Origin of the sequence: Azotobacter chroococcum, assembly GCF_004339665.1 — a bacterium.
GTDB classification, from domain to species: Bacteria; Pseudomonadota; Gammaproteobacteria; order Pseudomonadales; family Pseudomonadaceae; genus Azotobacter; species Azotobacter chroococcum.
In genome coordinates this window covers 88,442-112,892 of the sequence record NZ_SMMU01000013.1, presented here as the reverse complement: position 1 = coordinate 112,892, position 24,451 = coordinate 88,442, and the positions used below count along the sequence as shown (strand labels likewise).

Genomic DNA, 24,451 nt, shown 5'->3' with positions numbered 1-24,451 from the left:
ACCGGGTGAGGCCGCCGGCCTCACCCTATCCCCGCCGGTAAGGCAACTGCCCCCGCGCCTCGTCCGCATAGGCCAGCACCCCGGCCTCCTCGTCCCGCAGAAACTCCGCCACTGCCCGGCGCAGCCCCGGATGCAGCAGGTAATGCCAGGAGCGGGTGATCACCGGCTCGAAACCGCGGACCAGCTTGTGCTCGCCCTGGGCGCCGGCGTCGAAGCGCCGGAGCCCGTGGGCCAGGGCGTAGTCGATGCCCTGGTAGAAACAGGTCTCGAAGTGCAGCCGGTCGAACTCGGCGAGACAGCCCCAGTAGCGCCCATACAGGCTGTCGCCGCCGACCAGGCTGAAGGCCATCGCCAGCGGCCGGCCAGCCCGGCGGGCCAGTACCACACGGATCGTCTCGGGCATGCGCTCGGCCAGCAGGCTGAAGAAGCTGCGCGTCAGATAGGGCGCCTGGCCGCGCACCCGGTAGGTGTTGGCATAGCAGGCGTGCACGAAGTCCCATTCGGCCTCGTCGAGCTGGTGCCCCTCGCGCCAGTCGAACTCGATGCCCTGTCCCGCCACCTGCTCGCGCTCCTTGCGCAGCTGCTTGCGCTTGCGCGAGGCCAGCGCATCGAGAAAGTCCTGGAAGTCCCGATAATCGCGGTTGAACCACTGGAACTGGCAGCCGAGCCGCTGCAGCCAGCCTTCCCGGCCGGCCAGCAAGGCATCGGCCGGCGGATCGGTGAAGTTCACGTGCAGACCGGACAACCCCTGCTCGCGCAACTCGCCGGTCAGGGCGTCAAGCAGTGCGCCGGCCGCCTCCGCCTCGCCGAGCAGGCGTGCGCCGCCGACCGGGGTGAAGGGCACCGCGCAGAGCAGCTTGGGGTAGTAGTCGATCCCGGCCCGCTGGCAGGCGTCGGCCCAGCCCCAGTCGAACACGTATTCGCCGTAGGAATGGCTCTTCACGTAGGCCGGCAGCGCCGCCAGCAGCCGGCCCGCATCGTCGCGGAACAGCCGGTGCACCGGTTGCCAGCCGCTGCGTCCGCCGATGCTGCCGCTGTCCTCCAGGGTGGCGAGAAAGGCATGCCGCAGAAAGGGCTGAGCCCCCGGCAGCAGGGCGTCCCAGTCGCTGGCAGGGAGATCGGACAGGCGGGAAAGGACGATGATCGGCATGGCCGCAGTCTGCCCCTTCGGACGGACGAAAAAAAGCCCCGCCGAGGCGGGGCAAATTACACCGGATGAAACAAGCGGATGGCCCATGGAACGGGTACGAACCCGTCCCGACAGAGGGCTTAGAGCAGCGGCAGCGTATAGGTGACGTACAGGCGGTTGTCGTCGCGCTCGCGCACGCCGCGCACCATCGAGTTACGCCAGGTCAGGCCAAGACCCTTGAAGGTGCCTTCCTGAAGCACGTAGTCCACGCGGAAATCGCGCTCCCACTCTTCCTTTTCGCTGTTGTTGGTATCGATGTCGTCGCCGCTGAAGTACACCAGACTGGTCTTCAGCCCCGGCACGCCGACCTTGGCGAAGTCATAGGCATAGCCGGCCAGCCAGGTTTGCTCGCCGGCACGGGTGAACTTCTCCACCGTGGCATCGGTGATCAGCGGAACGGAATGACCACCCTGGTTGAGGACCGGGAAGTCGCTGTCGCCGGTGAGCTTCTGGTAACCCGCCTTCAGTTCGTGGCCACCCAAGGTATAGGTGAACAGGGCGCTCCAGGCGTTGTTGTCGACCTCGCCGCGGTCGGGATCGCCGGCACTCCAGTAGCCGGCGCTCCGGTAACCCTCGGCACGCCCGGAAGCGCGCGAGTTCGCGCCGGCAGAGTCGCTGTTCCAGTAGCGCAGATCGCTCTTCAGCGCGCCAACCGGCAGCGCCCAGTTGTGCACCAGACCGAAGAAGTGCTGCTCGTAGAAGTCTTCCAGATTGCCGAAGTAATACTGCAGCATCAGGTCCTTGGTGAGCTTGTAGTCAGCGCCGCCATAGTAGAACTTGTTGCTGAACTTACCGGTCGCAAGGTTGTTGGCACCGGCGATCGACAGGCCGTAGCTGTCGCTGGAGTTACGCTCGGTCGAGTGCTCGAGCTTACCGGCGACCAGGGTCAGATCCTTGATCTCCTTGGAGGTGATCTGCGCACCATGGTAGAGCTGCGGCAGCAGACGGCCATCGTTGCTGACCACCACCGGCAGCTTGGGACGCAGGACGCCCAGTTCGGCCACGGTTTCGGAGATGCGCATCTTGCCGGTGGCGTTGACCCGGCCGAATTCGGTCTTGCCCTTGCCGTTGCTTTCCAGCGGGAACACCGAGCCCGGCGAACGGTCGATGTCCGCCTTGCCGGCGCGACCGCCGCCATCCAGACGGATGCCTTCCTGGGCGATCAGGTCCAGACCGAAGCCGACGGGGCCCTCGGTGAAGCCGGACTTGAACTCGAAGAGGAAGCCCTGGCCCCACTCTTCCGAGCGGGGGCGATCCTGGTCGCGGTCGTCCTGGTTGATGTAGAAGTTCTTGAAGGTCAGATTGGCCTTGCTGTCCTCGATGAACGCGGCCGCCGCCTCCTGCACCGTCATCGGCAGCCCCAGGGTGCCGGCCACCACGGCCAGGGTCAGCGTGGACTTCCTGTTCATTGCGCGCTTTTCCCGGCTCATCAGACGATCTCCCCAATCTTGGTTTCGACAGCGCTGACGGACACGACGGTACCTGCAAAAGCCTGGGCCGAGACGCCCAGCGCCGGGGCGCTGGCGACACTACCGGCGAAGTGCTTGCGGATCATCAAGGATTTCCCCTTTTCATCGAACTTTGAAAAACACACGAGTGTTTGGCGTATCGCTGGAATGGGGCGGAATCTTGGCAACGCTTTGTTGCAAACTGATTTCATTGGAAAAAATATTTCATGCCCGGGGAACTTTCCGCTAGCCCCCGGCAATGCCTCTACACCGGGCTGTAACCTGCGCATGGCAGACTGTCGTCCCGGGGCGGTTCCACTCCATCTCTATATAAGGAAGAACGGAACAGGCCTTTCCCCTCCTCTCCCTGCTGGCGTGGCATCAGGAAGCTTTCCCGTCGGCCGGCGGCCGGGCACCATGACAGGCATCGAACTTGGGCAGCCCGGGAGAAGGAGAGCAACCATGGGTTTCACCCTGCAGATCGAAGCCGGCGATGGCAGCGGCCGCTTCACGGCCTATGTCGCACTGCCGCCGGGCGGCCACAGCCCGGCCGTGGTCATCGGACAGGAAATCTTCGGCGTCAACGCCAACATTCGCGCCGTGGCCGACCGCTATGCTGCGGAAGGCTACGTCGCCATTGCCCCCGACCTGTTCTGGCGCCTCGAGGCCTGCGTCGAGCTGGGCTACGCGGGAGCCGACCGGGAAAAGGCCTTCGCCCTCTTCGGCCGGTTCGACGTCGACAAGGGCATCGCGGACATCGTCGCCACCCTTGAGGCGACGCGCCGGATGCCCGAGGTGGACGCGGCGGCCGGCTCGCCTATCTGACGGCCGCCCGCAGCGACGTCGCCTGCGCCGTCGGCTACTACGGGGTCGGCATCGAACATCTGCTGGACGAGGCCGCCGGCATCCGCGGCCGGCTGGTGCTGCACATCGCCGAGGCCCGCGCCGCGATCCTGGCAGGCCTGGGCGGCAGACCCAATATCGAGCTGTACAGCTACCCCGGCTGCGAACACGCCTTCGCCCGCACAGGCAGCCGGCACTACGATCAGGCCGCGGCCGAACTCGCCCACCAGCGCAGCCTCGCCGCCCTGCACCGGGAAATCGGCCCGCGCTGAGCGACGCCATCGGCAAGGGATCGGGAGACAGGAAAAAAGCGAATCGGGCAGACCGCCTGAGCGGCCATGCCCGATCGCGCCGGACCTGCGGATCTGCCCCGCGAAGGCGGGGAGCGCTCGTTTACTACTTGCGCGGTTGCAGGTTGTCCAGGTTCATCCCCGCAGAGCCGGGGATAACCAAAGAATATATTGGCAGGGTTACAGCCCCCACTGGCCGGGACAGGCAAAGAGATGCCATTCGTCGGAAAGTCCGACGAAGACCTTCGTTGAACCATCCCTGCGGGCGCGGGGAACACTGGCTGCTGTACGCGATGACGCCGTTCATGGCCGGTTCATCCCCGCAGGCGCGGGGAACACAGCTCTACCACCGCGAGATGGCCGACTTCGCGCGGTTCATCCCCGCAGGCGCGGGGAACACACTTAGCGTAACAGATTGTTTCAAAAGGAAAAAATCGGCCGCCAAGAATCTACCGATTTTCCTTGTTAAAGATCGGGCTTTTCCTGGGGCTGAAAGGCGACCAGATGCAAGCCGTCGAACTCGACCGGCAAACGCCGGTTTTCCCCCAGAGTCTGGAACTCGTAGCCGGACTCGTGATTGCTCGCCCAGGCCATGACCACATTGCCGTCCTCATGCCCCTCGGCCAGGTGCTGCCAGATCATTTCCCGGGTGCGCCGGGATACGTCGCCGATATAGACGCCGGCGCGCACTTCCAGCAGCCAGATGGCCATGCGTCCGCGCAGGCGCGGCGGGACGTTTTCGGTGACCACGACGACGAAGGCCATCACTGCGTCCTGTGCCCGGCGTCGCCGATGCCTTGCGGGTTGGGAATGGCCGGCGCCACGGACTCCGGCGGCGCCTCGGGCGGGGCGATGCCGCCGGCGGCCAGTACCTCCTCGATGGTGGTCGGGATGATCCTGGCCAGCAGCTTGCTGGAGCGGAAGATGTCCCGGCAGGCCAGGCGCACTTCCCGCTCCGGCTGGGCCGGCGCGCGGGCGGCGATGCGGAAGGCCACGGGCACGACGGTTTCGAACTTGAACAGGTCGGCCACGTCGTAGACGAACGACAGCGGCTTGCCGGTATGGATGAAGCCCACCGCCGGTGCGTAGCCGGCGGCCAGCACCGCCGCCTCGGTGATGCCGTAGAGGCAGCTGGTGGCCGCCGACAGGCAGCGGTTGGGCACGTCCGCGGCGTCCCACTGCTGGCGGTCGTAGTTGCGCGAGCGCCAGTCGACGCCGTACTGCCTGGCCAGCAGCTTGTAGGTCTCGCGCACGCGGGCGCCCTCGATGCCGCGCAGCTGTTCCACGCTGCGCCGCTCCGGGGCCTTCTCCTGGAAGCGCAGCTCGTACATCTTGCGCACCACCTTCAGGCGCAGCTCGTCGTCCAGCGCCAGTTTCGCCTGATAGAGCAGGCGGTCCGCGCGGGCGCCGCCGGGCTGGCCGCTGGCGTACAGGCGCACGCCGGCCTCGCCCACCCAGACCAGCAGGGTGCCCACGGTCGAGGCCAGGTGCACGGCGGCATGGGACACCCGGGTGCCCGGTTCGAGCATGATGCAGGCCACCGAGCCGACCGGGATGTGCGTGCGCACGCCGTTCTGGTCGATCACCACGAAGGCGCCGTCCTGCACGTCGATCTGCCCGTACTGGACGAAGATCATGGAGACACGATCCTTCATCGGCAGAGGCTTGAGCGGCGGCAGCATCAGCAGCGCGCCACGCTGAGCAGGCCGCAGCCGAAGGCCTTGGCCGGGCCGATGCCCGCCGCCAGGGCGCAGCCGAAGGCCGCCGGATCCTGCACCCGGAGCAGGCCCTCGAAGCAGGCTCGTTGCACGCTGATGCGCCCTGCGCCCTTGCGGGAGACCAGCAGGTCGCTGGCCGTCACCAGGGCCGCCTCGACGGCGAAGCCGTGGCGTTCGCCCTGCCGGCCGAGCCAGGCCAGCTGCTCGGCCTCGCCCACCAGGCCGTAGCGCTTGCCCTGGCGGCTGACGGTCGGGTTGGCCTGCAGACGGAAGCGGTAGCCCGCACCATCCTCGCCCCATGCCTCGAGCGCCAGCCGCTTGCTCTCGACGGGCCGCTGCAGGTAGTTGGGCAGCGCCTGCAAGGCCGACCAGTCGGCCTCGACGCTGGCCTGCACCAGCACCACGGGGGTGGTCCAGGCATTGCCGCCCGCCTCCAGGCGCCAGAGAAAGCGTGCGGGCCGGCTCTGCGCATCCGCGGCGAAGGCGCGCGCCAGGGTGCGGTGCATTTCATAGGCGTCGCTCAGGTCGCGACGGGCCTGGGCGCTGCGCGGCTCAAGCGTCAGTCTGGTCAGGTGCATGCAGCACTCCCGATTTCACGAAACGCGGGCCGAAGCGCCGCTCGGCAAAAGGCGCGACCGGCTGGTCCAGACGGATGGCGCCCTCGCGCTCGTCCTCCAGCAGGCAGCGCAGCGGCTGTCCCTCCTCGCCCCGCCGGGCCGGCGCCAGGCGCGGATAGCCGGCCAGGGCCCGCTCCAGCGGCAGGGGCGAGAGGCCGTCCGCCAGCCAGACCGGCAGGCCGGGGACGAAGCTCTTGCGGCCCAGGGCCAGCGGCCAGAACGGCGCGCGCAGGGCGGCATGGATGCGCGCCAGCAGCGCTTCGTCCGCGCCCTCCAGGCCGACCAGAAACGCCGCATCCGCCAGGTGGAAGCGCGGGCTGACCACGGTACGGCGCAGGTCGGGCTTGCCGCTGGCGAGCAGCACGCCCGTGGCGGTCTGGTAATCGCGCATCGGCACGCCTTCGCGGTCGACCCGCACGCCCATGCGCAGTACCGCCAGGTCCTCCACCGGCTCGCTACGGTCGCGCCCGAGGGCGGCGCAGACCAGGCCGAGCACGCCGGACTTGGACGGTTCCAGTTGCGTGTCGCGCTCGTCGAAACGGCTGGTGGTCCCCCAGGACTGCAGCGGCCCCTGCAGGCGCATCAGCAGGGTGGCCATGCTCAGGCCTCCAGCCGGGAGGCGGCCTGCTCGCGCACCCAGGCCGCCAGCTCGTTCAGGTTCGCCGCCCGCCAGCCCTTCTGCGCCGGCCAGGCCTCGCTCAGATCCAGGTAGGCCCACTGGTCGCGGCCGTCGGCATAGACGGCCGCCAGCCTGTCCTCATGGCCGGCGAGCCGCTCGACCGACTGGCTGCTCAGCGAGCTGTCCGCGCGCGGGCTCACCGGCTTCTCGAAGGCGTTGGCCAGGCTCAGCGGGCCGCCATGGCGCAGGCAGACGCCGACGAAGCCGGGCAGGTTGTGCGCGGCGAAGCTGTTCTGCTTGCCGCTGGGAATGGCGCGCACCATGGCCTGGGTGAAGGCCTCCAGCGCCGCCAGGGTCAGTTCGCGGTCGCCCTGCAGGTTGCCCAGCAGCTTGCGCGCATCGACCACCGCGTAGCGGTAGAGGGTCGCGGAGTTGAACTCGACCTGGCCGATCATGCCGGCGCCGGTTTCGCCGGGGCCACCCCGGTCGTCGACAGCGGTGAAGTAGTCGAACTCGCGCTCGACGCGGTGGGTGCTGATGGCGTGCGCCACCTGGCAGGCCGCCTCCCGGTTGACCTCCGGCAGGTCGGCCAGCATGCGGCCGAACAGCGCCACATCCACAGCCTTGCCGCCGTCGAGCAGCGCTTTGGCCTTCTTCACCACCTCGGCCGGCGCGCTGGCCCTGGCTTCCTTCTTGCCCTTCTTGCCGTCGCCGGCGGGCGACGCGGCCAGTTCGTCCCAGTGCTGCTCGATCAGTTCGGCGAAGCCGGCGATTTCCGCCTCGCCGAGAAACAGCAGGTATTCGGTCTTGCCGTCGTCCTTGAGCTTGAGACCGGCGGCAGCCAGGGCGCTTTCGATCTTGCCTGCCGCTTCGAGCGGGTCGCGGCCGGCCAGGCGCTCCAGCAGCAGGGCCTGGAGCTTGCGGGTGCGCACCCCGCGGAACTCCGGCGCCACCAGCTCATGCTCGCGGGCGGCCAGGCGGATGGCGCGCTTGAAGCACTGGCTGCTCACCCGCGCCCGGCGATGGCCGCCGAACAGCGCGTCCTTGGGTGCGCCGGTGTCGTCACGGTTGAGGTTGGACGGGGCGAAGTTCTGGATCAGGTGGAATTCGATGAACAGACTCATGATGTCCTTCTCAATCGTTGACAGGGGTTGGCGCTGTTTCGCCAGCGGGAGCCGCCAGCGCCCGGTAGAAGTCCCGCGCCCAGCGCTGGCGCACGACATCGCGCCGCTCGGGGTCGATCCACGGGGCGAGCCAGAGGTGCAGATCCCTGAGCAGGGCGGCGTAGTCCAGCGGCAGGTCGCTGGTGGCCAGCAGGCTGATCACCTGGCGCAGGTAGACCGCCAGGTTCTCGGCGTCGGCGCCCAGCAGGGCGATGAAGCGCTGCTCGATGCCGGTGCCGTCGCGCTGGCGCATCAGCTCGCCCAGGCTGGTGGCCAGGCTCTTCCCGCCCAGCCTGGGGTGCAGGGCGTAAAGCCCGGCCACCACGTAGAGCGCCAGGCGCGATGCATCCTGGGCGTGCCGTTCGGCCGCGACGAAACGCTCGACATGGGGATAGGCCGGCGGATAGACGCCGGGGGCGAAGCCCAGGCTGCGGCGCAGCACCGCCAGGGCGCCGCGGTCGCGCTCGTGCAGGCTTTCCAGGTGCGCGATGAAGCGCTGTGCGTAATCGCTCATGCTCGAGCCTCCTCGGATGGTTGCGGACTCGGATCGGCCGATTGAAGGTCGCGCAGCAGGGCACGGAAGCGCGGCCAGGCGAGAGCCTCGGCACGCAGCGCCTTCGGCGAGCGGCCCAGGCCGTCACGGACGGACTGCCAGGCGGCCTGGGCCGCCGCCAGCAGGGTGCGCGACCAGAGGGCTTCGGCCTTGTCGAGATCATCCGGGTCGCCGCTGCCGAGCAAGGCCATCACCTGGCCCAGGGCGCGCTCGGCCGAGGCGAAATAAAGCGCCGGCGCCGGTCCCGCATCGAACAGGCTGCGCGCCCTGGCCCAGGTGTCCTTGCTGGAGGGATCGGGCAGGGTGTCGGCCAGCATGCCGGCGGCGAGCTTGCGGATATCGCCGAACAGCTCTTCGGCCTCGCGTACCTGCCGGCGCAGTTCGTTCGCGCAGTCCGCCGAGACCAGCAGTGCCGCCGGCAAGGCGATGCGCTCGGAGCGCCAGCGCAACAACTTGGCCTGGTCGCTGGCCAACCCGGCCACCAGCAAAGGCTGCTCGCTGCCACCCAGCAGAAACTGCAGGTTGGCCGCCCAGCCCAGGACTGCTGCCGGCTGGGACGCCAGGCCCTCAGCATCGGGTAACAGCGCCGGCAGATCGCGCCAGAATGCGCGTCCCTCGGTGAAGCTCAGCCGTACCAGGCCATGGCTGCCGGCACGGTAGCTGGCCATGGGATCGGGCGCCTGCGCATCCTCGGCCAGGGCGATGCCGGCGGCGAAGCGTATCCACTGCACCCGGCCCTGCTCGTCGGGCAGCAACAGCACGGCGCGGGTCAGGCGGCTGTAGCGATCGTTGGGACCGCTCGCCAGGGTCGGCTCGCCGCGCAGTTGCGCGAGGCCCGGCGGGTTCCGCTCCCAGCTGGGCAGATCCTCATGGCCGGCCCGGCTGGGCGGATGCAGGGCCAGGCAGAGGCTTTGCGCCAACGACTCGCCAAGCGGCATGACCGCGGCGGTATTGGCCAGCGCACCGGCCTTGTCGGCGTCGCGCAGGCTCTTGACCAGGCCGCCGGGGGTGAACTGCAGAAAGCCCAGCAGGGTGCGCAGCGCATCGGCAGCGGCGATGGGGCGCGGCGCCAGATCCCAGGAATGATCGAACAGCACCGGCGCATTGCCGTTGGCGCTGGCCAGGGAAATCTGCGACCAGGGCTTGTGCCGGTCGCGGGTCTCCTCGGCCTCGGCCAAGGCTGCCACCTGCATGAAGGGCTGCTCGGGATGGAACAGCCAGAAGCGTTCGCGCCAGCGCTCCAGATAGTCGCGCACGACCTCGACCGGCAGGCGCTGGTGATACCAGCGCACCCGGTCGGCATCCGTCCAGCGGCCCTGGGCGCGGCTCAGCGCGCGATGGACGATGGCCAGCAGCAGGCGGTACTGGGCGATCAGCCCGGGCGGTGCGGTTTCCGCCAGGGCGCCGATCTCGCCGGCGCGCTCGAACAGCTCCAGCAGCCCCAGGTCGCAGACCCGCCCGTCGTGCAGACGCACCGGCAGCCAGGGCTGGTCGAGCAGATTGAAGTGCTTGTTCATGCCTGGTCCTCGGGCGAAGCAAGGGGGGCCTGGTAAACCAGCCCCAACTCGTCGTCCAGGCGCACCCTCAGCCGGCCAAGCGTCATGCAGCCTTGCTCCAGCGGCAGCGGCTTGAGATGGCGCAACAACGGATACTCGGCAAAGGCCCGCGGCGCTTCCACGGCCTGCAGATGCCTGACCAGCGCCTGGCGCGAGGTCCTGAGCTGGCGGGCATGCAGCGCCCTGGCGGATCGAAGGCCTCGCCATCCGCCGTCAGGCTCCAGCCCCCCGCCACCACATGCAGCGGAACCAGGCTGACGGACTCCTCGCCCAGGCGGGTGTAGTTGGGCAGCCCCAGGCCCTCCTCCCCCTCCTCGTAGCCGCGGCACTTCTGCACGTAGGCCGCCTGCGGCTCGGCATCCGGATCGATCGCCACATTGAGCGCCATCATCTGCTCGGTCTGGCGCTTGCCGAGGTGGCTGCCGTAGGCCTCATCCTCGATAAGGGCGCGATCGACCTCGGTAAGGTCGGCCGGCAGCCCGGTCTCGCCATACACCGCCTGCACCAGGCGGTCGATGTCCTGCGGCAGCTGCAACTCCGCCTCACGCGACAGCAGCGCCCAGGTGCGGCCGAGGATGTAGGAGTCGTAGACGTACTCCCAGCCGGTGCCCTTCAGGTCGGGCAGCCGTTCGGGGGCGAGGCCGGCGACGAATAGACGCGCCTCGGCATGCGCAGCGGGACGAGTCCGCCGATGGCGATGCAGGCGGCCGGCGCGCTGCAGGAGCAGGTCGACCGGCGCCAGGTCGCTGAGCATGAAGTCGAAGTCGATGTCCAGCGACTGCTCGGCCACCTGGGTGGCGATCAGCAGCGCCCCGGCCGGCCGCTCGCCGTCCGCGCCGAAGGCGGCCAGCACCTCGCGCTCCCGCTCGCCACGCTGGTCGGCGGGGAAGCGCGCATGGAACAGCAGCAGGCGCGCGCTGTCGCCCAGGCGCTCCCTGAGCCCGAGGTACAGCGCCTGGGCGCGATCCACGGTATTGACGATCAGCGCGCCGCAACCGCCGCCCTGCAGGCACTCCAGGGCGCAGTCAGCCAGGCTGTCGAGCTCCGTGCCGACCGCCTGCAGGCGGATCGACGGCAGCGGCCGCGATTCGCAGGTGGCGCCCAGCAGGCCGCGTTCGTCGGCCAGCAGCAGGCGTGGATAGGCCGGCGCGGGGGCATCCTCGTCCGCCACGCCCCAGGCCCGCAGCAGGGCAGCGCGCCGCTGCGCCGGCAGGGTCGCACTCATCAGCACCACCGAGCTGCCGAGCGCCTTGAGCCAGCGCAGCAGGGCCTCGATCAGCCCGCCGGTGTAGCTGTCGTAGGCATGCACCTCGTCGAGCACCACCACCCGGTTGGCCAGGCCCCACAGGCGGACGAAGTGGTGCTTGACGTTCAGCGCGGCGAACAGCGCCTGGTCGACAGTGCCGACGCCGTAGGGCGACAGCAGCGGCCGGCGGCGCTGGGAGAACCAGGCGGACGCGGTCACGCTTTCGCCGGGCACGCCGTGGATGTCATGCAGCTGCCGGACGTCGTCGCTCAGCGCCGCCCCGCCATGCACCAGTTGCATGTCCAGCGCGGCATCGCCGGCGAACGCGCGGAGAAAGGTCAGCGCGCGGCGGAACAGGGCATTGCCGGTGGCCTGGGTCGGCAGCGCGACATACAGGCCGCGGTGCCGGTTGGCCGCCTGCAGACGCAGATGGGCGAGAAAGGCCAGCTCGGTCTTGCCCTCGCCCATCGGCGCCTCGACCAGCAGCAGGGCCGGCCCGCGCACGCCGTCGAGCAGCCGGTCGGCCTCGCGCTGCAGGGGACGCGCGCTCGACGCCGGGCGCTGGACGATGCGCCCGATCAACTGATCCACGCCGGCCGCCTCGTGCAGCAGGACGGCGCTGCGCGACCAGCCGATGGCCGCCAGGGCCTGCTCGGCCCGCCGACAGGCATCGGCGTGATGGCCGGCCAGCGAATCCTCGCGCTCGCCTTGGGGAAACCAGTCGGGATTGGAGCCTATCCAGTCGGCCACGCTGGTGAGACCGGCCAGCCACTGCACGGCCGGCAGGGACAGGGCCTCGACCTGCGGAATCCCCTGCGGCGCCAGCACGGCCCAGTACGCCGCGAAGATTTCCCGGCGCGCCTCGGCCCAGGCTGCCGGCTCGAAGGGGGGCCTGGCGCGGTTGAATTCCGGCTGGTTGAAGTGGTAGCCGTGATGGGCGCTGATCGCCTGCAGCGCATGGCGGATCCACAGCAGGTGCGGGATACCCAGGCCCGACAGGTGCTCCCAGAGCAGGGCCGCACTGGCGCTGGCATGCTCGGCCACGCTCAGCGAACGCGGCGGGAACGGCAGCCCCAGGGCCTCGTCGGCCTGCCGGCCCTCGGGCCATTTGTCCTGAAAACCGGGAATGGCCTTGCCGAAGTCGTGCAGGCCTACCAGCGCGGCGGCATGCCGCGCGAAGGCCGGCACGGGCGGGCCGAACTGACGGGCGAAGTGCTCGAGCGTCGCGGGCGGCTCGTGCTCCAGCAGCACCTCGGCCACCGCCGCCACGTCCAGCAGATGGGCGAGCAGGCCATGGCCCGACACCTCGCCGCTCTTGGCCCAGAGCCGGCGGGCCGCCGGGGTGAGTTGGGAAAATCGGGCGGTCATGTCTCACCTCCTGTCGCAGCGCGGGAAGCCTGTCCCGGCTTCCCGCACTGGAAATTACTCCGACAAGAGATAGAGGCACAATGCCACTATCCTCTTTCGAAAGGGCCACGGAGCGACCGCTCCGAGGTGTCCTGTCCTGATCACAGTAAAGACGCCGGCCGGCCTCGCCGTGCGAATGGGCTAGAATCCGCGCCGTGAAACGCGCCCCACCCGGCGCGCCGCACCCCGTCTCCCTTCCAGCCACCGAGGCCGCCATGAAAAACCAGCTCCAGGAACTCATCCGCAACATCAGCTCGGGCTGCCTCAGCGAAGAAGAGATCTCACAGATCGCCGACGAGGCGGCGCAGGCCTATGCCGATCCGCAGGCCTTCCTCGCCGCCAACCCGGACATCAACTACGACGACAGCTTTCCCATTCCGCTGGGCGAGTGGGTGGTGGTCGGCAGCCTGCCGGAGACGGTGCTGTTCCAGGCGGACAGCTACGAGGAACTGTTCGGGCAGATCGTCGCCTCGTTCGGCCCTGAGGTGTCCTTCGTGCTCAAGCCCAAGCAGTTGCACAAGGTGGAGCCCCTGAAGGCGCTCAACCGCATCCAGGTGCAGTTGGGCAGCCTCTACCCGGAGAAGGGCGGCTACGTGCTGGTGGGCTTCAGCGAGCCGCTGGACGACGAACTGCAGGCGGTGCTGGTGTATCGCTGCGACCTCGAGGCGACCCAGGCGCTGGCGGCCGCGGCGGGCATCCATGCCGCGCCGGCCTACGAGGCGCTACGCGCCGAACCAGGTGCCTGAGGAGAGCCAGCCAATGCCTGCCGCCCGCCGCCTCGCCCATCCCCTGCTGCTCTGGCGTCTGGCCTTCTTCGCCTGCCTGGCGGCGGTGCTGGCGCTGGCGCTGCTGAAGGACGTCAGCCCACCGCTGGATACCGGCTGGGACAAGAGCAACCACCTGCTGGCCTTCGGCGTGCTGGCCTTGCTCGGCCGCCTGGGCTTTCCCGGACGGCACTGGCTGGTGCCGTCCGGCCTGTTCCTCTACGGCATCCTCATCGAGGTCCTGCAGGGGCTGACCGGCTATCGCGTCGCCGAATACCGCGACCTGCTCGCCGACCTGCTGGGCATCGCCCTGGGCAGTCTGGTCGCCGCCGGCTGGCTGCGGTACAGGCGTCAGGAACGGCAGCCGGGCGCTTGAGCCCGCCGGACGTCGGCTTTCCCTCGGCAAAGCCGAGCGGGCCTTACTATCCTCCTACGTAGCCCCGCCCATGCGGCAGGGCGCCCCGGGACGAGCAGTCCAGCCCCGGACAGGCAATCAACGAGAGCAGTAACCGCTTGGTGCCAGGAACGGCCGTAGGCGGAAAGCCGCGGCTTCCAGTCAGCCCGTTCGATAGCCCCCGACCCGGAGAATGCGAGAAGACGGATCACGCTGTGCGTGACAGGCTATCCCCCCTGTCCGGCGAGGCAGGGCTTTCTCGCGAAGCAAGAATGAACATTTCCAGTGCAGTTGGCGCATGCGGCGCCATTGCGTTGCTGTTCACGACCTCCCTCCATGCCGCCGAACCGACCTGCCGAGTCATCCGCGTGCAGGACGGCGACAGCCTGACCTGCCTGAGCCCGAGCAAGCAGCGGATCGAGGTCCGCCTGGCCGATCTCGACGCTCCGGAAAGCGCCCAGCCGTACGGGCAGCTGGCCCAGTTGCAGCTGTTCCGCCTGGTCTACAACAAGGAAATCCGGCTGGAGGTCGTCAAGCAGACGCGTTACGGGCTCAAGGTCGCCCGCGTCTACCTCGGCGACCTCTACGTCAATGACGCCATGGTCCGGCAGGGCTCGGCCTGGGCCTACGACGAGGGCGAAGGCGATTCGCGCCTGCCCGCGCTGGAGGCCGAGGCCCGCTCCCTGCAGCGCGGCCTCTGGGGTTTGCCGCAGGCGGAGATCGTCCCGCCCTGGCAATGGCGCAGCGAGCGCAGTAGTCGGCTCAGCAGCCGCTGAGTTCCGGCCGGCTCAGAAAGGTGGCGACCTGCTCCGCCTCGAAGGGCCAGTCCAGCTCGCCGCCGTTGTCCAGTCGCCGCAGTACGGGGATGCGCAGGCCATAGCGCTCGGCTTGGCGCTCGTCCTCGGCGATGTCGACCAGCTCGACCAGCAGGCCGTTCTCGACGAAGGGCATCAACAGGCTCTCGGCCTGCTCGCAGAGATGGCAACCGAGGGTTCCGAACAGCTGGCACTCGGGGAGCATGGGCGCCTCCTAACGACAATGAACTTGAAGTCTAACATGCAACCAAGACACCCTATGGCGGAAGCGCAAGCCGCGGAAGCGCAAGCCGCCCCGCAGGCGCAGCTTGCCTGGCCGCCGCCGGCATTCGGCCGCCATTGCCCACCCCGTGATGAGGACCATCCAGCATGACCATGGACAGCAGCCAAACCCAGTCGGCCTCCTCCGACCCCCACACCTGCAGCTGGGAGCCGTGCGCATCGGCCTCGGTGCACCGGCGCAACCTGCAGCGCGCCCAGCAGGCGGTGATCGACGAGTTCCACGCCCTGCTCGACGACACCGAACGCCTGCTGCGCCACGGCGCCGAGGTGACCGGCGACGAGGCGGACGCCCTGCGGGCGAAGATCGAGAGCAACCTCGAGCGCGCCCGCGAGACCCTCAAGGATAGCGAGGAGCGGCTGCGCGACCAGGGACAGGCGGCCATCCAGGCCACCGAGGCGTATGTCCACAGCCATCCCTGGAAGGCGCTCGGCATCGCCGCCGGGGTCGGCCTGCTGTTCGGCCTGCTGGCCGGCCGCCGCTGATTGCCTGGGAGTCGTCGCCAATGGATGCCTCGCCACCGCCGCCGTCCGGGGAAGACCGCACGCCGTCCCTGAAACGCTTCGGCGGCGCCCTGCTCGGCTTGCTGCAGAACCACCTGGAGCTGCTCGGCATCGAGCTCCAGGAGGAAAAGGGCTACGCCTTCCGGCTGTTCATCTTCGCCAGCCTGTGCCTGCTGTTCGGCCTGCTGCTGCTGATCGGCCTGTCCGCCGCCGTGGTCGTCGTCTTCTGGGACAGCCACCGGCTGGCCGCGATCCTCGGCCTGTGCCTCGCCTACGGCCTGGCCCTGCTGTTCTGCATCGCCCGCACGCTGAAGCTGGCGCGGCGCAGCGAGCATCCGTTCCAGGCAAGCCTCGAGGAACTGGCGCGCAACCGGGAGCTGCTGCCATGAGCCCGCGCCGCCGCACCCCGCTGGAGATGCGCAAGGAGCTGGTACGCCTGCGCATGGAGATGCAGCGCCAGCAGCTCGACTATCACGCCGAGCCGCTGCGTCATCCGCTGCGCCAGTTCGGCCAGCTGTTCGCCCCCAGCCGCGCCAGGCCGGGCAAGGGCACGCCGCTGGCCGTCGGTGGGGCACTGCTGCTGAGCCTGTTCGGCAAACGCCTGGGCCGCTTCGGCAAGCTGGCGCTGTTCGCCCTGGAAGCCTATCCCCTGGTCAGCGCCGGCCTGCGCTACTACCGCGAATCCCACCCGCCGAAGCCGCCGCAGGCACCGCCCAGACCGCAGGCTTGACGGATTCTTCACACTGCCCAAGGATGGCTGGCAGTCGCACGGCGGCCCGCGCGTTCGGCCCCCGTGCCGGCTGCCCACTGAACAACGAGGAACGGCTTTGGACTGGCAAACCCTACTGACCCGGGAACGCCTGGGCAAATCGGTGCACAGCGTCGACGAACTGGGCCGCAGCCCCTTCCACAAGGACCACGACCGCATCATCTTCTCCGGGGCGTTCCGGCGCCTGGGGCGCAAGACCCAGGTGCATCCGGTGTCCAGCAACGACCACATCCACACCCGCCTGACCCACTCACTGGAAGTCAGCTGCGTCGGTCGCTCGCTGGGCATGCGGGTCGGCGAGGTGCTGCGCGACGCCCTGCCGGACTGGTGCGGCCCCGCCGACCTCGGCATGATCGTCCAGTCCGCCTGCCTGGCCCACGACATCGGCAACCCGCCGTTCGGCCACTCCGGCGAGGATGCCATCCGCTACTGGTTCCATCAGGCCGCCGAGCGCGGCTGGCTGGACGGGATGGGCGAGGCCGAGCGCGACGACTTCCTGCACTTCGAGGGCAACGCCCAGGGCTTTCGCGTGCTCACCCAGCTGGAATACCACCAGTTCGACGGCGGCACCCGGCTCACCTACGCCACCCTCGGCGCCTACCTCAAATACCCCTGGGCCTCGCGCCATGCCCCCGCCCTGGGCTACAAGAAGCACAAGTTCGGCTGCTACCAGAGCGAGCTGCCGCTGCTCGAACAGATCGCCGGGAAGCTCGGCCTGCCGCAGCTGGACGAGCAGCGCTGGGCGCGCCATCCGCTGGTCTACCTGATGGAGGCGGCGGACGATATCTGCTACGCGCTGATCGACCTGGAAGACGGCCTGGAAATGGGGCTGCTCGACTACCCCGAGGTCGAGGCCCTGCTGCTCGGCCTGGTCGGCGACGACCTGCCGGAGTCCTACCGCCAGCTCGGCCCGCGCGACTCGCGGCGGCGCAAGCTGGCGATCCTGCGCGGCAAGGCCATCGAGCACCTGACCAACGCGGCGGCACGGGCCTTCGTCGAACAGCAGAAAGCCCTGCTCGCCGGCAGCCTGAGCGGCGATCTGGTCGAACACATGTACGGACCGTCCAAGGACTGCGTGCTGCAGGCCAAGCGCATCGCCCGCGAGAAGATCTTCCACGACAAGCGCAAGACCCTCCACGAGATCGGCGCCTACACCACCCTGGAGACCCTGCTCGACGCCTTCTGCGGCGCGGCGCTGGAACAGCACGGCGGGCGGCGGCCGTCGTTCAAGAACCGGCGCATCCTCGACCTGCTCGGCAACAACGCCCCGGACCCGCAGTGGCCGCTGTACCATGCCTTCCTGCGCATGATCGACTTCATCGCCGGCATGACCGACGGCTATGCCACCGAGATGGCTCGGGAAATGAAAGGGCTTGCCGGCCCCGCATAAGCGTCTGCGACCCGCTGGCCGAAGCCCGGCGAGGGGCACGAGGCCCCCGGCCGCATCGAAGTGAAGAAGGAACGCAGCCGATGCTCCGCTTTCTACCCTCCCGCCACCAATGGACGGCCGCCCCCACCTGGGGAGCGGCCATCGTGGCCACCCTCGGCTGCGCCCTGCCCCTGCTGCTCGGGCTGTTCAGCGGCCACTCCGGCTTTCTCTGGGCGTCGATCGGCGCCTTCCTCGCTGCCCAGGCCGACCCCCTGCACCGCTTCGGCATGCTGCGCATGCTCCTGCTCACCCTGCTCGGCGCCTGCAGCGCGGGCCTGGGCTTCTGGTCCGCACCCGGCCCGCTGGAGAGCCTGCTGGTGTTCGCCGCCGGCGGCCTGCTGCTCGCCTGGCTGCAGCGCTTCGGCCGCGAGGCCGGCAAGCTGGGCCTCGGCATGCTGGTCTGCCTGTGTCTCGGCCAGGGCCAGCAGTACCTGGGCAGCATGCCCAACCCCTATGCCGTGGCCACCCTGTTCACCCTCGGCGGCCTCTGGGCGACCCTGCTCGCCTTCACCCTGCGTGGCCTGCACGGCCTGCGCCTGTGGCCCTACATGCCACGCCTGCCCAACGTGCTGAAGGTGCTGCGCCAGCACGCGGCGCGCCTGCCGCACCCGCAGTGGCGTCTGTATGCCCTGGGCTGCAGCCTGGTCTGCGGCCTGGCCGGCCTGATCGTCAACCTGGCCGGACAGCCGCGCGGCTACTGGCTGACCCTGGCGGTGGTCACCAGCCTGCAGATCGACCTCAAGGGCCGGCTGCCGCGCGCCTTCAAGATCGCCCTGAGCGTCCTGCTCGCCGCCGGCCTGCTGGTGCTGCTCGGCGAGAGCCTGCAGAACCCGGCGCAGATGGTCGCCCTGGTGCTGGCGCTGACCCTGCTCGGTCGCGCCTTCCAGGTGGGGCGCTACAGCCTCTACGTGCTGCAGATGACCTTCTGCATCCTCCTGCTGGCCGAGAGCCTGGCGCAGGACTGGCAGCTGGACCGCGAACGCCTACTCGGCAGCCTGATCGGCGTGTCGCTCGCGCTGCTGGTGGCGCTGACCCTGAACGTCAGGCGCCGGCTGCAGGTCTGGCGTAGCGCCCGCTCCGGCACGGATGGGCTGCCGCGCTGAAGCGTGCGACCGGCGATCCGCACATCGGGCAGCCATCGGCCGCCGCGCTTCGGGCATAATGCGACCCCATTCCCGGAGCCGCCGGATTTTTCACCCATTTCGCTTCGTTCAGCCCTGAGTCGGAGGGGCACCCTCGATGATTGCAACCTTTCGCCGGCTGGCCATTGCCAGCCTGCTGCTGCCGCTCGCACTGTCGGCGGGCGCAGCCCAGATCAACACCACGCTGCCGAAGAATGTCCAGCAGGCGCTGAGTGCCCACAAGCTCCCCGGCAACGCCCTGTCCCTGGTGGTACTGCCACTCACCGGACCGGGCACCCCGACTATCGTCAACGCCGACGTGCCGCTGAACCCAGCCTCGACCATGAAGCTGGTGACCACCTATGCCGCCCTCGAGTTGCTCGGCCCGACCCACAAGTGGCAGACCCAGTTCTACACCGACGGCCCGCTGCGCGACGGCGTGCTGGACGGCAACCTGTACCTGAAGGGCGGCGGCGACCCCAAGCTGAACATGGAGAAGCTCTGGCTGCTGATGCGTGATCTGCGCGCCAACGGCGTACGCGAGGTGCGCGGCGATCTGGTGCTCGACCGCAGCCACTTCGTGAAGCCGCAGCTGCCGACGTTCAACGATGACGGCGGCGACAGCAGCAAGCCCTTCCTGGTCGAGCCCGACTCCCTGCTGGTCAACCTCAAGGCGCTGCGCTTCATCGCCCGCGCCGAGCCCGGCAAGGTGCAGGTCAGCGTCGAGCCGCCGATCGCCGGCATGACCATCGACAACCAGGTCAAGGCGCTGCCGGCCAGCGCCTGTCCGGACTGGCCGAACGTGCGCTACAACCTGATTCCGCAGGACAGGGGCCACAGCATGGTGGTCACCGGCTCGCTGCCGGCCGGCTGCAGCGCGCAGAGCTACATCGCCCCGCTCGACCACCAGACCTACGCCGCCGGCGCCGTGCGCGCCATCTGGCAGGAGCTGGGCGGCAGCATCCAGGGCCAGGACCGCCTCGGCGAGGTGCCCCGCCAGGCGCGCCTGCTGGTCCGCGCCGTCTCGCCGGACGTGGTGGAGATCATTCGCGACGTCAACAAGTTCAGCAACAACACCATGGCCCGCCAGTTGTTCCTCAGCATTGGCAGGCAGTACCGCAGCGGTGCCGACGCCGACGACGCCCAGGCGGCGTACCGCGCGGTGAGCCAGTGGATGACGCAGAAGGGCATCGACGCGCGGCACTTGGTGATGGAGAACGGCTCCGGCCTGTCGCGGATCGAGCGGATCAGCGCGCGGGAAATGGCCGAGATGCTCAGGGCCGCCTGGCACAGTCCCTATGCGGCCGAATTCATTTCCTCGATGCCGCTGGTGGCGATGGACGGCACCATGCGCAAGCGCCTGCGCCGCACCCCGCTGGTCGGCGAGGCGCACATCAAGACCGGCACCCTGAACACCGTGCGCGCCATCGCCGGCTTCAGCCGCGACCAGAACGGCCACACCTGGGCGGTGGTCGCCATCCTCAACCATTCGCGGCCCTGGGGCGCCTCGTCGATCCTCGATCAGGTGCTGGTCGACCTGTACCGCCAGCCGAAGCTGTCCGACACCGCCCAGCGCTGACCCTCCGGGCGGGCCGCTCCCTGGCGGAGCGGCCCGCCGCCCTCAGTCCTGTTTCGCCTGCAGCCGCCAGGCGCGGTGGATCTTCGGGTTGCGGGCGAAGTCCGCATCCAGGGTCTGCGCGCTGATCTCCTCCACCGCGTAGCGCTGCTCGAGCCCGGGATCGAGCTGGAACTTGCGGAAGTTGTTGGAGAAGTACAGCACCCCACCCCTGGCCAGCCGCGCCATGGCCAGGTCGAGCAGGCGCACCTGGTCGCGCTGCACGTCGAACACTCCTTCCATGCGCTTGGAGTTGGAGAAGGTCGGCGGATCGATGAAGATCAGCTCGTATTCGCCGCGGTCCTTCTCCAGCCACTCCATCACGTCGGCCTGCTCCAGCCGGTGCTTGTCGGAGAAGCCGTTGAGCGCCAGGTTGCGCCGCGCCCAGTCGAGGTAGGTCTTCGACAGGTCGACGCTGGTGGTGCTGCGCGCACCGCCCTTGGCCGCATGCACGGTGGCCGTCGCCGTGTAGCAGTACAGGTTGAGGAAGCGCCGGCCGGCCGCCTCGCGCTGGATGCGCAGGCGCAGCGGACGGTGGTCGAGGAACAGCCCGGTGTCCAGGTAGTCGGTGAGGTTGACCAGCAGCCTCACGCCGCCCTCGCCGACCTCCATGAAGCGGCCCTGCTGGTCCTGGCGCTCGTACTGCTTCTTGCCGGCCTGGCGCTCGCGGCGCTTGATGACCACCCGCGCCGGGTCGATGTCCAGCGCCTGGGGGATCGCCGCCAGGGCGTCGAGCAGGCGTGCCTGGGCCTTTTCCGGGTCGATCGAGCGCGGCGGCGCGTACTCCTGCACGTGCACCCAGTCGCGGTACAGGTCCACCGCCAGGGCGTATTCCGGCATGTCGGCATCGTACAGCCGGTAGCACTCGATGCCTGCGCGGCGAGCCCACTTGCCGAGGGTCTTGAGATTCTTCTGCAGGCGGTTGGCGAACATCTGCCCGCCCTCGGACAGTCGTGCCGGCTCGCTGCGCACCGCCGGCGGACGCTCCACCAGCTGGCCGCCGATCATCCGCGCCTGGCTCGGCGCCGGCTCGTTGCGCCCGGTGACGAACTGCTCTGCCACGACCTTGAACAGCAGCAGCTTGCACGGTAGCGCGCCGTTCCACAGGGCGTACTGCTTGTGACTGCGGATGCCCATGCGCTTGCCCAGCTCCGGCGCGCCGGTGAACACCGCCGCCTCCCAGCCCTGGCACTGGCTGCGCAGGCGCTCGCCGAGGTGCTGGTAGAGATAGAGCAGGCTGGCCGGATCGCCGAGGCGCTCGCCGTAGGGCGGGTTGCACACCACCAGGCCGCTCTGGCCGCGGTCCGGGTGCGGCTCGAAGGTGGCCAGCTCGCCCTGGTAGACCCGCACCCAGCCGTCCAGTCCGGCGCGCTCGATGTTGTTGCGCGCCGGCTGGATCAGCCGCGGGTCGGCCTCGTAGCCGCGAATCCACAGCGGCGGCCGGGAAAGCCCGGCGGCGGCGCGCGCCTCGGCCTCGGCATGCAGCTTCTTCCACAGCGCCGGGACATGCCCCAGCCACTGGCTGAAGCCCCAGTGCTCGCGCCTCAGGTTGGGCGCGAGGTCGGCGGCCATCATCCCCGCCTCGACCAGGAAGGTGCCGACCCCGCACATCGGGTCGGCCAGCGCCCCGCCTTCGGCGGCGATGCGCGGCCAGCCGGCGCGGATCAGGATCGCCGCGGCAAGGTTCTCCTTGAGCGGCGCGGCGCCCTGCTGCAGGCGGTAGCCACGCTGGTGCAGGCTGTGCCCGGAGAGATCCAGGGACAGCACCGCCTCGCCCCTGTCCAGGCGCAGGTGGATGCGCAGGTCCGGATCGAGCTTGTCCACCGAGGGGCGCTGACCGCTGTGCCGGCGCAGCTGGTCGACGATGGCGTCCTTGACCTTGAGGGCGCCGAAATGGCTGTTGTCGATGCCCGAGCCGTGGCCGCTGAACTCCACCGCCAGGCTGCCGGTCGGCAGCAGGTGATCCTGCCAGTCGACCGCCTGCACGCCCAGGTACAACTCTTCGGGGTTACCGACCGGGAAGCGTCCGAGCACCAGCAGCACGCGGTTGGCCAGGCGCGACCAGAGGCACAGCCGGTAGGCGGTTTCCAGGTCGCCCCGGCCCTGCACCGCGGCGACCTGCTCGCGGACCTCGGCCAGCCCAAGGCCGGCCGCCTCCTCGGCGAGCAGGCCTTCGAGGCTCTTCGGGCAGGTGAGAACGAGTTCGTAACGATCCGACATGGGAATCTTCCAGTGCCTCAGGCAATTAGCGCGCGCCAGACGGCACGCCGTTCAATCATGGCAGGCCCGCGGCGTGACCCTTCGTCGCATGGCCCATGGAGCACAACTACGGAGCCCGCCGGCGGCAGATTCGCGCCATCCGGCTTGAAAGGCCCCAAATCAGCGGGGTTTTGCCGAACCAGCGGCAATTTCCATGAATTCTTATCGCCTGAGCACCGAAAAAGTTTCGCTCTTATGACAAAACGGTCATTCACAGGCCAGAACTCATTGGATAGAAATCAATCAAGTCCCTCGCTGCAACGGCGGGGGAAGAAACCGCCACGCCGGCAGCGGTTTCGTCGGCAGCCAAGGCTGCCCGGTCTCGCCATGAGGCCAATGGGACATAACAGTCAACAGTGAGGGCAACACCCTATGAGAAGACTCAAACGTGATCCGTTGGAACGGGCTTTTCTGCGCGGCTATCAGAATGGCATTCATGGCAAATCCCGCGAACTCTGTCCCTTCACCCACCCGTCGACGCGACAGGCCTGGATCAACGGCTGGCGCGAGGGCCGCGGTGATAACTGGGACGGCCTCACCGGCACTGCGGGCATTCACCGCCTGAATCAACTGCGAGCCGTAAGCTGATCGGAGGGATCACGGCATTCTCATCCTGAACGCCGCTGCAGGCGTCAGGCATCAAGACCACAGGGCTCCTTCGGGAGCCCTTTCTCATCGCGCTCAGTGCGACCTGGCCGAACGGGCCTGCTCCGCGGCGATGGCCTCCACCGCCTCGCGGATCAGCGCCGGTCCCTTGTAGATGAAACCAGTATAGATCTGCACCAGACTGGCCCCTGCGGCGATCTTCTCCGCCGCATGGCGGCCTTCGGTGATGCCGCCGACCGCGATGATCGGCAACCGCCCGGCCAGCTCCCCGGCCAGCACCCGCACCGTGTGGGTACTCTTCTCGCGCACCGGCGCACCGGACAGCCCGCCCGCCTCGCCGGCATGCGCCAGCCCCTCGACGCCCTCGCGCCCGAGGGTGGTGTTGGTGGCGATCACCGCGTCCATGCCGGTGTCCAGCAGCGCCCGGGCGACCTGCACGGTTTCCTCGTCGCTCATGTCCGGGGCGATCTTGATCGCCAGCGGCACGCGCCGGCCGTGACGTCCGGCCAGTTCCTCCTGGCGCTGGCGCAGGGCTTCGAGCAGTTGGCGGAGCGAATCGCCGAACTGCAGGCTGCGCAGGCCGGGAGTATTCGGCGAGCTGACGTTGACCGTCACATAGCTGGCATGCGGGTAGACCCGCTCCAGGCAGATCAGGTAGTCGTCCACCGCCCGCTCGACTGGGGTGTCGAAGTTCTTGCCGATGTTGATGCCGAGCACGCCGCTGTAGCGCGCGGCCTGGGCCCGCGCCAGCAGATGGTCGACACCCTGGTTGTTGAAGCCCATGCGGTTGATGATCGCCTCGGCCTCCGGCAGGCGGAACAGCCGCGGCCTGGGATTGCCCGGCTGCGGCCGCGGCGTCACGGTGCCGATCTCGATGAAACCGAAGCCCAGCTGGGCAAGGCCGTCGATGGCATCGCCGTTCTTGTCCAGCCCGGCGGCAAGGCCGACCGGGTTGGGGAAATCCAGGCCCATCACTCGCACCGGCAGGCTCGCCGGCTTGCGGCACAGCAGGCCGTTGAGGTTCAGCCGGCCACCCGCCCCGAGCAGGCCGATGGACAGTTCGTGGGCGGTTTCCGGGGACAGTTTGAACAGCAGCTGGCGGGCCAGGTTGTACATGGGCAGGCGTGACTCGGCGGTTGGCGTGGGGCGGCGATTATAGCCACGCCGCACGCTTCCGGGGCCTGTTTGGTCGATTCGCCGCAGCGATTTCGGCGCAGGCCTCCGAATCCCGGCCGGCTTCGGCAACC

The 24,451-nt window shown here is 69.0% G+C and carries 26 protein-coding genes and 1 pseudogene; 12 read left to right on the top strand and 15 right to left on the bottom strand.

Annotation, left to right across the window (positions count from 1 at the left end):
• Nucleotides 1–25: 25 nt before the first annotated feature.
• The 3 genes from EV691_RS13120 to EV691_RS23365 form a co-directional block, all read right to left on the bottom strand.
• A complete protein-coding gene (locus tag EV691_RS13120; protein WP_131297362.1) occupies nucleotides 26–1,150 on the bottom strand; it encodes a GNAT family N-acetyltransferase in 1,125 nt (374 codons plus the stop codon).
• Between the two features lie 119 nt (nucleotides 1,151–1,269).
• Nucleotides 1,270–2,598 carry an OprD family porin gene (locus EV691_RS13115; RefSeq protein WP_131297361.1) on the bottom strand — a complete coding sequence of 443 codons (1,329 nt, stop codon included), beginning with the start codon at nucleotides 2,596–2,598 and terminating at the stop codon, nucleotides 1,270–1,272.
• Nucleotides 2,599–2,618: 20 nt separating this feature from the next.
• A complete protein-coding gene (locus tag EV691_RS23365; protein ID WP_165496507.1) occupies nucleotides 2,619–2,927 on the bottom strand; it encodes a hypothetical protein in 309 nt (102 codons plus the stop codon).
• Nucleotides 2,928–3,099: 172 nt separating this feature from the next.
• Between EV691_RS23365 and EV691_RS24150 the strand changes: the two genes are divergently transcribed.
• Together EV691_RS24150 and EV691_RS24145 are read left to right on the top strand one after the other, a co-directional pair.
• Nucleotides 3,100–3,462, top strand: a complete 363-nt coding sequence (locus EV691_RS24150) for a dienelactone hydrolase family protein (RefSeq protein WP_278250218.1) — start codon at nucleotides 3,100–3,102, stop codon at nucleotides 3,460–3,462.
• The gene (locus EV691_RS24145) at nucleotides 3,459–3,752 is read left to right on the top strand and encodes a dienelactone hydrolase family protein (protein ID WP_278250219.1); all 294 of its coding nucleotides are present in this window, start codon (nucleotides 3,459–3,461) and stop codon (nucleotides 3,750–3,752) included. The genes EV691_RS24150 and EV691_RS24145 overlap by 4 nt, the downstream gene beginning before the upstream one ends.
• A gap of 483 nt (nucleotides 3,753–4,235) precedes the next feature.
• On the opposite strand, the gene cas2e is transcribed toward EV691_RS24145, so the two are convergent.
• The 9 genes and pseudogenes from cas2e to cas3 all read right to left on the bottom strand — a co-directional run.
• Nucleotides 4,236–4,535: a type I-E CRISPR-associated endoribonuclease Cas2e gene (cas2e, locus tag EV691_RS13105; RefSeq protein ID WP_039803226.1), complete on the bottom strand. Its 300-nt coding sequence runs from the start codon at nucleotides 4,533–4,535 to the stop codon at nucleotides 4,236–4,238.
• Nucleotides 4,535–5,452 carry a type I-E CRISPR-associated endonuclease Cas1e gene (gene cas1e, locus EV691_RS13100; protein WP_207390133.1) on the bottom strand — a complete coding sequence of 306 codons (918 nt, stop codon included), beginning with the start codon at nucleotides 5,450–5,452 and terminating at the stop codon, nucleotides 4,535–4,537. Before cas1e ends, cas2e begins: the two co-directional genes overlap by 1 nt.
• Nucleotides 5,452–6,066: a type I-E CRISPR-associated protein Cas6/Cse3/CasE gene (cas6e, locus tag EV691_RS13095; protein WP_131297360.1), complete on the bottom strand. Its 615-nt coding sequence runs from the start codon at nucleotides 6,064–6,066 to the stop codon at nucleotides 5,452–5,454. The genes cas1e and cas6e overlap by 1 nt, the downstream gene beginning before the upstream one ends.
• On the bottom strand, nucleotides 6,041–6,703 hold the full coding sequence (cas5e, locus tag EV691_RS13090) for a type I-E CRISPR-associated protein Cas5/CasD (protein ID WP_131297359.1): 663 nt from the start codon (nucleotides 6,701–6,703) through the stop codon (nucleotides 6,041–6,043). The genes cas6e and cas5e overlap by 26 nt, the downstream gene beginning before the upstream one ends.
• Nucleotides 6,704–6,705: 2 nt before the next feature.
• Nucleotides 6,706–7,848, bottom strand: coding sequence for a type I-E CRISPR-associated protein Cas7/Cse4/CasC (cas7e, locus tag EV691_RS13085; RefSeq protein WP_131297358.1), 1,143 nt, complete (start codon nucleotides 7,846–7,848; stop codon nucleotides 6,706–6,708).
• 10 nt (nucleotides 7,849–7,858) lie between these two features.
• The gene (gene casB, locus EV691_RS13080) at nucleotides 7,859–8,401 is read right to left on the bottom strand and encodes a type I-E CRISPR-associated protein Cse2/CasB (protein ID WP_131297357.1); all 543 of its coding nucleotides are present in this window, start codon (nucleotides 8,399–8,401) and stop codon (nucleotides 7,859–7,861) included.
• Nucleotides 8,398–9,957 carry a type I-E CRISPR-associated protein Cse1/CasA gene (gene casA / locus EV691_RS13075; protein WP_131297356.1) on the bottom strand — a complete coding sequence of 520 codons (1,560 nt, stop codon included), beginning with the start codon at nucleotides 9,955–9,957 and terminating at the stop codon, nucleotides 8,398–8,400. The genes casB and casA overlap by 4 nt, the downstream gene beginning before the upstream one ends.
• The gene (locus EV691_RS24195; RefSeq protein WP_341352478.1) at nucleotides 9,954–10,325 is read right to left on the bottom strand and encodes a hypothetical protein; all 372 of its coding nucleotides are present in this window, start codon (nucleotides 10,323–10,325) and stop codon (nucleotides 9,954–9,956) included. Before EV691_RS24195 ends, casA begins: the two co-directional genes overlap by 4 nt.
• A 410-nt stretch (nucleotides 10,326–10,735) precedes the next feature.
• A pseudogene (cas3, locus tag EV691_RS13070) lies at nucleotides 10,736–12,610 on the bottom strand (CRISPR-associated helicase Cas3'); the annotation flags it as partial.
• A 254-nt stretch (nucleotides 12,611–12,864) separates the two neighbouring features.
• Here cas3 and EV691_RS13065 point away from each other — a divergent pair.
• The 3 genes from EV691_RS13065 (at nucleotide 12,865) to EV691_RS13055 (ending at nucleotide 14,583) form a co-directional block, all read left to right on the top strand.
• Complete coding sequence (locus EV691_RS13065; RefSeq protein ID WP_131297355.1) at nucleotides 12,865–13,395, top strand: hypothetical protein; 531 nt, start codon at nucleotides 12,865–12,867, stop codon at nucleotides 13,393–13,395.
• A 13-nt stretch (nucleotides 13,396–13,408) separates the two neighbouring features.
• Nucleotides 13,409–13,789, top strand: coding sequence for a VanZ family protein (locus tag EV691_RS13060; RefSeq protein WP_165901255.1), 381 nt, complete (start codon nucleotides 13,409–13,411; stop codon nucleotides 13,787–13,789).
• Between the two features lie 290 nt (nucleotides 13,790–14,079).
• Complete coding sequence (locus EV691_RS13055; RefSeq protein WP_131297354.1) at nucleotides 14,080–14,583, top strand: thermonuclease family protein; 504 nt, start codon at nucleotides 14,080–14,082, stop codon at nucleotides 14,581–14,583.
• Here EV691_RS13055 and EV691_RS13050 read toward each other — a convergent pair.
• Entirely contained in the window at nucleotides 14,570–14,827 is a 258-nt protein-coding gene (locus EV691_RS13050; RefSeq protein ID WP_131297353.1) for a glutaredoxin family protein, read from the bottom strand. The two genes, EV691_RS13055 and EV691_RS13050, sit on opposite strands and share 14 nt — an antisense overlap.
• A 170-nt stretch (nucleotides 14,828–14,997) precedes the next feature.
• On the opposite strand from EV691_RS13050, the gene EV691_RS13045 reads away from it, so the two are divergent.
• The 6 genes from EV691_RS13045 to dacB all read left to right on the top strand — a co-directional run bounded on the left by EV691_RS13045 (nucleotide 14,998) and on the right by dacB (nucleotide 20,303).
• Complete coding sequence (locus EV691_RS13045; protein ID WP_243649661.1) at nucleotides 14,998–15,387, top strand: ElaB/YgaM/YqjD family protein; 390 nt, start codon at nucleotides 14,998–15,000, stop codon at nucleotides 15,385–15,387.
• Nucleotides 15,388–15,407: 20 nt separating this feature from the next.
• The gene (locus EV691_RS13040; RefSeq protein ID WP_131297352.1) at nucleotides 15,408–15,794 is read left to right on the top strand and encodes a phage holin family protein; all 387 of its coding nucleotides are present in this window, start codon (nucleotides 15,408–15,410) and stop codon (nucleotides 15,792–15,794) included.
• Nucleotides 15,791–16,135 (top strand): hypothetical protein, encoded by a 345-nt coding sequence (locus tag EV691_RS13035; RefSeq protein ID WP_039803193.1) that lies wholly within the window; start codon nucleotides 15,791–15,793, stop codon nucleotides 16,133–16,135. The genes EV691_RS13040 and EV691_RS13035 overlap by 4 nt, the downstream gene beginning before the upstream one ends.
• A 97-nt stretch (nucleotides 16,136–16,232) precedes the next feature.
• Nucleotides 16,233–17,564 (top strand): deoxyguanosinetriphosphate triphosphohydrolase, encoded by a 1,332-nt coding sequence (locus EV691_RS13030; RefSeq protein WP_131297351.1) that lies wholly within the window; start codon nucleotides 16,233–16,235, stop codon nucleotides 17,562–17,564.
• Nucleotides 17,565–17,644: 80 nt separating this feature from the next.
• Nucleotides 17,645–18,706, top strand: a complete 1,062-nt coding sequence (locus tag EV691_RS13025; RefSeq protein WP_193388196.1) for an FUSC family protein — start codon at nucleotides 17,645–17,647, stop codon at nucleotides 18,704–18,706.
• Nucleotides 18,707–18,842: 136 nt separating this feature from the next.
• Nucleotides 18,843–20,303: a D-alanyl-D-alanine carboxypeptidase/D-alanyl-D-alanine endopeptidase gene (gene dacB / locus EV691_RS13020; RefSeq protein WP_131297350.1), complete on the top strand. Its 1,461-nt coding sequence runs from the start codon at nucleotides 18,843–18,845 to the stop codon at nucleotides 20,301–20,303.
• Nucleotides 20,304–20,345: 42 nt separating this feature from the next.
• Here the strand turns inward: dacB and rlmKL are convergent, their stop codons facing one another.
• Nucleotides 20,346–22,559, bottom strand: coding sequence for a bifunctional 23S rRNA (guanine(2069)-N(7))-methyltransferase RlmK/23S rRNA (guanine(2445)-N(2))-methyltransferase RlmL (gene rlmKL, locus EV691_RS13015; RefSeq protein WP_131297349.1), 2,214 nt, complete (start codon nucleotides 22,557–22,559; stop codon nucleotides 20,346–20,348).
• A 411-nt stretch (nucleotides 22,560–22,970) separates the two neighbouring features.
• Here rlmKL and rmf point away from each other — a divergent pair, with 411 nt between their 5' ends.
• Complete coding sequence (gene rmf / locus EV691_RS13010; protein ID WP_039803184.1) at nucleotides 22,971–23,186, top strand: ribosome modulation factor; 216 nt, start codon at nucleotides 22,971–22,973, stop codon at nucleotides 23,184–23,186.
• Nucleotides 23,187–23,279: 93 nt separating this feature from the next.
• Here the strand turns inward: rmf and EV691_RS13005 are convergent, their stop codons facing one another.
• Nucleotides 23,280–24,320, bottom strand: a complete 1,041-nt coding sequence (locus tag EV691_RS13005; protein ID WP_131297348.1) for a quinone-dependent dihydroorotate dehydrogenase — start codon at nucleotides 24,318–24,320, stop codon at nucleotides 23,280–23,282.
• Between the last annotated feature and the right edge of the window lie 131 nt (nucleotides 24,321–24,451).